At 35.1% G+C, this 7,447-nt stretch carries 11 protein-coding genes and 2 pseudogenes; all 13 read right to left on the bottom strand.

Going from position 1 to position 7,447, the window contains the following annotated elements; genetic code table 11:
* Window positions 1-10 precede the first annotated feature (10 nt).
* The 13 genes and pseudogenes from ACXACQ_RS06285 to ACXACQ_RS06225 all read right to left on the bottom strand — a co-directional run bounded on the left by ACXACQ_RS06285 (window position 11) and on the right by ACXACQ_RS06225 (window position 7,261).
* The gene (locus ACXACQ_RS06285) at window positions 11-634 is read right to left on the bottom strand and encodes a hypothetical protein (RefSeq protein ID WP_474975085.1); all 624 of its coding nucleotides are present in this window, start codon (window positions 632-634) and stop codon (window positions 11-13) included.
* Complete coding sequence (locus tag ACXACQ_RS06280; RefSeq protein WP_474975084.1) at window positions 621-974, bottom strand: hypothetical protein; 354 nt, start codon at window positions 972-974, stop codon at window positions 621-623. The genes ACXACQ_RS06285 and ACXACQ_RS06280 overlap by 14 nt, the downstream gene beginning before the upstream one ends.
* Window positions 964-1,176 carry a hypothetical protein gene (locus tag ACXACQ_RS06275; protein WP_474975083.1) on the bottom strand — a complete coding sequence of 71 codons (213 nt, stop codon included), beginning with the start codon at window positions 1,174-1,176 and terminating at the stop codon, window positions 964-966. Before ACXACQ_RS06275 ends, ACXACQ_RS06280 begins: the two co-directional genes overlap by 11 nt.
* Before the next feature lie 137 nt (window positions 1,177-1,313).
* Window positions 1,314-1,523, bottom strand: a complete 210-nt coding sequence (locus ACXACQ_RS06270; RefSeq protein WP_474975082.1) for a hypothetical protein — start codon at window positions 1,521-1,523, stop codon at window positions 1,314-1,316.
* A pseudogene (locus ACXACQ_RS06265) lies at window positions 1,504-1,799 on the bottom strand (glucose-6-phosphate dehydrogenase); the annotation flags it as partial. The pseudogene ACXACQ_RS06265 and the gene ACXACQ_RS06270, both read right to left, overlap by 20 nt.
* A gap of 83 nt (window positions 1,800-1,882) precedes the next feature.
* Complete coding sequence (locus ACXACQ_RS06260; protein ID WP_474975081.1) at window positions 1,883-2,062, bottom strand: hypothetical protein; 180 nt, start codon at window positions 2,060-2,062, stop codon at window positions 1,883-1,885.
* Window positions 2,022-2,129: pseudogene (locus ACXACQ_RS06255) on the bottom strand (hypothetical protein); the annotation flags it as partial. The pseudogene ACXACQ_RS06255 and the gene ACXACQ_RS06260, both read right to left, overlap by 41 nt.
* A gap of 32 nt (window positions 2,130-2,161) precedes the next feature.
* Window positions 2,162-2,371: a hypothetical protein gene (locus ACXACQ_RS06250; protein ID WP_474975080.1), complete on the bottom strand. Its 210-nt coding sequence runs from the start codon at window positions 2,369-2,371 to the stop codon at window positions 2,162-2,164.
* 11 nt (window positions 2,372-2,382) lie between these two features.
* Complete coding sequence (locus ACXACQ_RS06245; RefSeq protein WP_474975079.1) at window positions 2,383-2,703, bottom strand: hypothetical protein; 321 nt, start codon at window positions 2,701-2,703, stop codon at window positions 2,383-2,385.
* Between the two features lie 440 nt (window positions 2,704-3,143).
* Window positions 3,144-3,626, bottom strand: coding sequence for a heme-degrading domain-containing protein (locus ACXACQ_RS06240; RefSeq protein WP_474975078.1), 483 nt, complete (start codon window positions 3,624-3,626; stop codon window positions 3,144-3,146).
* Window positions 3,627-4,230: 604 nt separating this feature from the next.
* Window positions 4,231-4,422 carry a DUF1304 family protein gene (locus ACXACQ_RS06235; protein WP_474975077.1) on the bottom strand — a complete coding sequence of 64 codons (192 nt, stop codon included), beginning with the start codon at window positions 4,420-4,422 and terminating at the stop codon, window positions 4,231-4,233.
* A 962-nt stretch (window positions 4,423-5,384) separates the two neighbouring features.
* A complete protein-coding gene (locus ACXACQ_RS06230) occupies window positions 5,385-5,729 on the bottom strand; it encodes a hypothetical protein (protein ID WP_474975086.1) in 345 nt (114 codons plus the stop codon).
* A 1,355-nt stretch (window positions 5,730-7,084) separates the two neighbouring features.
* Window positions 7,085-7,261 (bottom strand): hypothetical protein, encoded by a 177-nt coding sequence (locus ACXACQ_RS06225; protein ID WP_474975076.1) that lies wholly within the window; start codon window positions 7,259-7,261, stop codon window positions 7,085-7,087.
* Window positions 7,262-7,447: the final 186 nt, after the last annotated feature.

The following is a 7,447-nucleotide window of genomic DNA, read 5'->3' as shown; positions in this document are numbered from 1 at the left end:
AAGGTTAAGCTTAATCTCGGAAGTCAGCACCTAGAAAGATCCGCACTTCCACCGAAAATAGATGGAACGATTTCACATAATGATTAATAGCTTCCCCACTTGCAACACGCGTGGAAATTGCTTTTTCAGTATCAAAAGATAGAATGTCTTTCGCTTCAATTAAAACCTCACCTGTAATCGCTTTTTCTAATTCATCTGCTAGTGCAGGGTTTGACTCTCTGTATACGTTAAATTGTTCATTCCATTCGTTCTCTTTTTCAATACCTTTTTGTTTCAGCTCATTAAAATGAGCTGTTACTTCTTCAGGCACAAAGAAGTCTTCCTCATAGTGCCAACCATACACTTGTTTTGTCGCTGTCGCTTCTTCTACTCCAAGCGGATTACCATGTGCTTTATTCGTTCCAGCAACTTTTGGACTTCCATAACCTATAATGGTTCTAATTTCTATAAGAGTAGGTTGATCCGTATTTTCTTTCGCTAATGTAATGGCTTTTGTAATAGCATCGACATCGGTTCCATCTTCAACTCTTACATATTGCCAATGTACAGATTCTGCCCTTTTCTGAATATCTTCAGAGAAAGCAATGCCTAATTCACCATCAAGCGAAATTTCATTTGAATCATACAGTAGCAATTAACTTGCCAAGTTTCATATGTCCTGCCATTGACATCGCTTCATAAGCGACACCCTCCATTAAGTCACCATCTCCGACTAAAGCATACGTATTGTGATCTATAATAGAGTGACCATCCTTATTAAACTTCGCTGCTAAATCAGCTTCTGCCATTGCCATTCCGACAGCATTAGCAATCCCTTGTCCTAACGGGCCTGTAGTCGCTTCAACTCCAGGAGTATGACCAAACTCAGGATGTCCTGGTGTTTTACTATTTAACTTTCTGAAGTTTTTCAAGTCATCAATTGAAACGTCATATCCAGCTAAATGAAGTAGGCTATATAACAGACTAGATGCCATGTCCTGCCGATAAAACGAAACGATCACGGTTAAACCATTCTGGGTGATTAGGATTGTGATTTAAATGATTCGCCCATAATGCATAAGCCATTGGTGCTGCTCCCATCGGAAGACCTGGATGACCTGAGTTTGCCGCATTAATAGCATCAATCGATAACGTACGAAGTGTATTCACTGCTAATTGATTTATGTTTTGTGCCATAGTAATCGTCCCCTAAATGCTTTCATGAAAGAAAGTACTTCTATTTTTCCGTCTCTTGCATCTAACCACCATTTAAATCCACTTTCTTGCCAACAGTTCATTAGACGCTTCTGGGCCAGTATGAACCAGCTTCATATTCATGAAGCGGTAATACAGTTTTCCTCGAACGCTTCAAGAATTGGTTGTACCCATTCCCATGACAATTCAACTTCTCTCCAATGTGCAAAGAATGTAGCGTCTCCACTCACCGCATCATGAATAAGTCTTTCATACGCTTCAGGTACTCCCACATCCACTTGCTCGCAAGTAAAGTTAATACGCATCGGTTCAATCTCTCCATTTTTCAAATGGATTTTTACTATTTAACTGTAATGAAACATTCTCACCTGGGCTAATTTCAATTATTAATAAGTTAGGTGCTGCATTTGGATTATTATCTTGATATTGCTGTTTTAACGTATTTTTAAATTCAATTACAATACGAGTAGACTTTCTTTCATTCTGTTTCCCTGTTCGTATGTATAGAAGGGAACGCCAGTCCAAAATGGATTATCGATCCACAAACGAGCAGCAACAAATGTGTCTATGTTAGAAGAAGGATTTACTCCTGGCTCCTCTTTATACGCTACAGACTTGCCCGCCTTTTATCTCTCCTGAAGAGTATTGACCGCGAATGATATGGCTTTGAACGTCTTCTTTTTTCACTTTACGAAGCGTCTTCCATTACTTTTCGTTTTTCCTCTCGAATTTCACACGCATTAACCTTTTCCGGCAGATTCATAGCAGTCATCATTAATATTTGTAACATATGATTTTGAACCATATCTCGAATGGCTCCTGCATGATCATAATATCCTGGCTCTTTCTTCAACCCCAACTGTTTCACTAGCTGTAATTTGTACATTTGCTATATGTTCTTTGTTCCAAATCGATTGGAGAACAGGATTTGCAAATTCTAGTGCTTCTAAGGTTTTGAATCATCGGTTTACCTAAGATAGTGATCAATACGGTATATCTCGTCTTCTTCAAACGTGCGACTAAGCTTATCGTTAAGCTCACGAGCAGATGTAAGGTATGTGCCAAACGGTTTCTCAATCATCAGGCGTTTCCATCCATCTGTTTTATCAAGTCCGCTTTCCTTAATATTTAAGGCAATGGTCTCGAAAAATTCAGGAGCAACTGAAAGATAGAACATTCTATTACCTTTTATATGTAGTTCCTCTTCCCTTCACGAACGACTTGTAATAACCTCTCATAGTCTTCCGGTTTACTCACATCTAATGGACAATAGCGAAAATTATCTAAAAAACCTTCGGAGTTCCGGATTACTTCTTCCCTCTGACGAGAAAACGTCTCTATTGATTCTTTTATTCTTTTTTGAAAATCTATATGAGACACTTCACGTCTTCCAAGCCCGATAACAGATATTTGCTTTGGAAACTTTTGATCTCTATATAAGTTATATAGCGCGGGGTAAATTTTGCGTTTTGCTAAGTCCCCTGTCGCTCCAAATAAAACAAAGGTCATTGATTCCAAGTTCAGTCCCCCTCGTGATGTATAGTCATTGTCACTATAGTAAAAATGCATTGTACAGAAGCTATACTATCATTGTTGATTCACTCTTGCTTCTTAACTTCAAATTTTTTATATTTGTCGCTTTCTCATCGTCCCAATATTAATAGTGGCAATTCAAAGCATTTTTACCACATACTACTTAATTACTATAACTTATATAAAATAATTTAATTATTAAAAGTAATTAAGTTATTTTATATCTATCATATTAACTACATAAATTATCATCGTCAAGAAAAGTGTCTCGGATTAAAGATTCTTCATTCCCTAATATCTTTTAGTACTCATGTATTTATTAAAAAAAGATTAGATCTATGTTCATTACATGAAATGAATAATAAAAAGGCCAAAATGAACATATTCTTGTTCGTTTTGGCCTTTTTATTATTGCTTCAGATGATTCTTAACTGCTCTGATAACCAATTCGTGATCTTCTCTGGTGGTAATCCCGAAACTGTTATCATTCCAATAACCCCTACGTCTTTTATTCTGATAGGAAAGCAGCCACCAAACGCAGCATATTCCGAAGTATCTAAAAGATATTTTTCACTGTATGAGATTCCAGTTATTTCACTTTGTATCTGCATATAATACGAGCTATGATCATGCAGAGAAACGACTCGTTTTTTACGCTCAATCCATTTCGTATTTTCCTCATTTGTCCCTGTCATTTTGAAATGAAACAATTGCACACCGTTTTTCGTTATATCAACAGCAATCAATTTCCCCTCTTTCTTCGCTGTTTCAACGATAAATAAACCTAGTTGCAGTGCATCTTCATTTGTAAAAGAGGAAAATTGAAGTGTTTCCTCCTCTATTAAAATTCGTTTACTTATTTCATTCAAATTTGAAGTACTCATATCTTTAACCTCCATAATTGTTTTATGCCACACCGACATTTTTTCGAAATTATTAGGCCATATAGTACAACCTTTCAATCAATCTGATTCTAAATAAACTACTGTAACATCTTTGGTGACTAGTACCGTAAAGCTTGTTTTCTTCTTACTGGTGCTATTATGAATGATATTCAAAGTTATAAAAAAGTACTATTCTAGTTACCCTTATCTTACAGCGACTATTATGAAATATATTTAACATCTTAAAAATGTATGTACTAAAGAATAATATTTTTAATCACTAGCTTTTTTGATCAATCATTATAATCCAATTTCATCAAAATTTTTATCAATTATTACACTATCCAACAATAGGAGGAACAAAGATGGATGAAAATATATCCAAAAGCTGAAAAGCAGTTGAATCCCTTGAAGGAATAGTTGTAATTCACTACATATAGAAATAGACATACAAAAACGCTATCCTTTCCTATAATTCTAAAGAAAGAATAGCGTATTTTTTCAAAAATGAGTTCTTTTATTGAGAAACTTTGATTCTATATCATACATAAAAGAGCAACTAGTGCTAAAACAGCTGGAAGTCCTTGTTTCACAATAATTGATTTATTAGATGTGAAACCTACCGAAAATAGCTGCTATCACCACACAAATCACGAAAAATAATTGGGCAGATATAACCAATTGGATTGAGCCCAAGTACAAGTCCCCAAATGAGACCAGCCGCTAAAAATCCATTATATAAACCTTGGTTTGCAAACATAATGGCTACGTTTCGATCTCCTTCTAAATGCTTCGGTAATTTGAAAGCCATTCGCTACTTTTGAATCAATAAGAACATTCAAGGATCATGATAAACAAATGTTCTAATGCTACGATCCCGACTAAAATAGCTGCGATTATTTCCACACTATTCTGCCCCCTACACTCTCTATTCTTTAATATTCTCTACATTTTTTTGTATCTGTAATAGAACATGAATAAGTATTTTGCGTTCTCTTTCTCCACTGTATTTACGAACATTTCCTTCATAAAATGTTCCTTTTCTTTCTTGTCAAAATATTAATTGATGTATCAATTATTGATACATCAATTAATATACATCTCTCTTTTTATTTTTGCAAGTTTTTTTGCTCAATTGGTTTTATTTTGTCCCAGCAACTTTAAACCAATTCAAAACATCAGTTCGTATTTCTAGAAATCATAATTACTTTAAGTTCATTCTGACAATCATATTTAACTAAATATATAAAAGAATTGAGTTATATCTCCATCAATTTATAAAAATTATTTTTTTCTAAAAACAGATACTTTACGTTTTTTATAGTAATAAAAATCATTTTTTGTTTCAGAGGCAATCCATTTTGTTAGCTTGATGGGCATAGGATAGCACCATATGACGAACCAATTATCTTTCAAGAAGAAGCTGAGAAATCTGGATTTGGTACAGGAGTTGCCTACTTCCCCGATCCAGATGGTACTAATTTAGAGCTAATTGCTCCAAAAGGGCCATTCAGACATGAATAGTTAAAGTAAATTAATACCGAAACAAGCCACCTTCTGCCTGGAAGGTGGCTTGTTTGTCGGCAAGTTGATAGAATGACTAAAAAAGGACAAACTCTCCAATGTGAGAAGTTTGTTCCAAAAAGTTTTTCATGTCAACTATTTTTACACTAATACCAATAATAGTGAATTAGAATAATGACTTAATACTTGCTAAGACAGTAAGTACACCTACAATAATAACAAATACGTTGCTCATTTTCCCTTTGTATTTCAGCTAGTACTGGCACTTTTTGAATCGCATACATCGGTAATAGACATAAGATAGCAGCAACTAATGGACCAGCTTAGAGAATCAATAAGTCCAAGAATACTTGGATTTGTATAAGCAACAAACCAGCATGATAATACAACAAAAGTAAGGATTACTGTCTTAATTGTTTTTTCTTCAATATCTTTTCCACGTGATTTACCGAACTTAATAATCATGTCACGCATTACTTCAAATGCTCCTATATAATGGCCAAGGAAAGACTTTGTAATAGCCACAAAAGCAATAATTGGAGCTGCAATCGTGATTACAGGCGAATTAAGCTCATTAGCAAGATATGAAAGAATTGATAAGTTTTGTTCTTTGCCATTTTTATATCATCTGGAGTCAAGCTGCGATGCGCTATCCAAACGAAGAACATAACAACAGCGAATGTCATGATATAACAAACCTTTTGTATTTGCGCACATTTAGCATCAGTGGCTTCGATTCCATACGTAGCTCTCTGTTTCACAACAAATGATGAAATGCGTAGGTGAATGATTAAATGAGAATACGATGATTGGTAGAATCATCAATATCGTCCCAAAATAGCCTGTTCCTGTTGAAGCAGTTGAAACAGCTGAAAAACTTCAGCATTGACGTATTCCACTGTGGAATTAAAGATATTGCGATAAAAAAGTAGAGAAGCTGTCAAAGGATACACTGACGTACTCGTTACCTTTACAGTAATATCTTGACCAAAATTTAGTATAGCGATAAGACCAAGAAACTAATACAAGAAGTGATAAAATAGCCCTTGGAGGTTCTGGCATGTGCAATTGATGCACGATGAGAAAACTACTTGCAGTATTTGTAAGCGCAACCGAATACACTGGTACGATTGTATAAATTGAACTGAAATATACGATGTTAAAAATGATACTCGCTTTGTTTCCGAAATACTCTCTAATTGTACCTGTGATCCCCTCATCAGCAGAACTAGAAGCGTATATCACTTTAGCAAGCGCCCTATGTGAGTAGTACATAACTGGATATGCAAGTAATGTAATTAGTAGTAAAGATAATAAACCACCTGAACCTGCATTAATCGGTGAAAAAGACGCACCCCTGCTCCAATTGCAGTTCCAAATAGACTGAGTGCCCATGTAGTATCCTGCTTATGCCACTTTTTCGGATCTGCATATTGCTCATTTTTTCAGTGCGGTCTTTTCAGCTTGAACTTCTATTTTCTTTGCAGTATTCCCGTTCATATAACGACTCCCCCTTGTATCTATCTCCTACATCTCTCTTTGCACCTAACAAATATTCCCTTTTCGGAAAATGGATTTCCTTACAAGTTGCCCCACTTTGTATGTCCTTCATCATAATGAATCCAAATTGAAACATTCGCTAGTTAGCGTCCTGATCTAATTGTTAGCGTTCACAAAAAAGTTTACTCGTAATATCCGCTCTTTATATAAAGACCTCTTAAGAGAACAATATCGAATAGACTTCATAAAATACGTTGCAACATTTCTAATAACAGTGTATTACTTTAATGGTTTCTCTTTTTTTACTTTTAACAGTAATTTTAGCTAAACCGGCCTCTCTTCATATCTTCCGAAGGAGATTGACCTAGCTTAACCTTAGCAATACGTTATATCTACGTTACTTCGTTCAGTTACGTATTGCTAAGGTTAAGTTTGTCATACTCGTGTGCTCACCCAGCACCTGGAAAGTGATAACCTGTGTTAATAAACACTACAGGTATAGTATTATCTATTCTACTGGAATTGTGAAGTACTATACTATGAGACTGAAATGAAGATGTGGTAAACAAACTCTTTCCCTCATCTTTATACTTAGTCAACTGCTCTTGTATTTCTTCAAATTTCACGGTCTAGCTCCTTTTATAAACATCAAAGATATCCAATACAACGCCATTTGAAAATAATTTCTCAAATAACTAGCCTTCTTCCCTATTTGAATAATATTAATTTTCATATTTATTGAACCTTAATATCACTAAAAAAGGTGCTGGGTGAGCACACCGAGTATGACAACTTAACCTTTAGCGGTGATG

This window comes from Fulvivirga sp. AWR4_260 (genome assembly GCF_056158185.1).
This window is presented reverse-complemented; position numbering and strand designations above follow the sequence as displayed.

Excerpts from the sequence above, each read along its gene's own strand:
- ACXACQ_RS06250 (WP_474975080.1), bottom strand. The coding sequence starts at position 2,371 with ATGTTCTATCTTTCAGTTGCTCCTGAATTTTTCGAGACCATTGCCTTA.
- ACXACQ_RS06240 (WP_474975078.1), bottom strand. The coding sequence starts at position 3,626 with ATGGAGGTTAAAGATATGAGTACTTCAAATTTGAATGAAATAAGTAAA.
- ACXACQ_RS06275 (WP_474975083.1), bottom strand. The coding sequence starts at position 1,176 with ATGGCACAAAACATAAATCAATTAGCAGTGAATACACTTCGTACGTTA.
- ACXACQ_RS06245 (WP_474975079.1), bottom strand. The coding sequence starts at position 2,703 with ATGACCTTTGTTTTATTTGGAGCGACAGGGGACTTAGCAAAACGCAAA.
- ACXACQ_RS06235 (WP_474975077.1), bottom strand. The coding sequence starts at position 4,422 with ATGGCTTTCAAATTACCGAAGCATTTAGAAGGAGATCGAAACGTAGCC.
- ACXACQ_RS06280 (WP_474975084.1), bottom strand. The coding sequence starts at position 974 with ATGGCATCTAGTCTGTTATATAGCCTACTTCATTTAGCTGGATATGAC.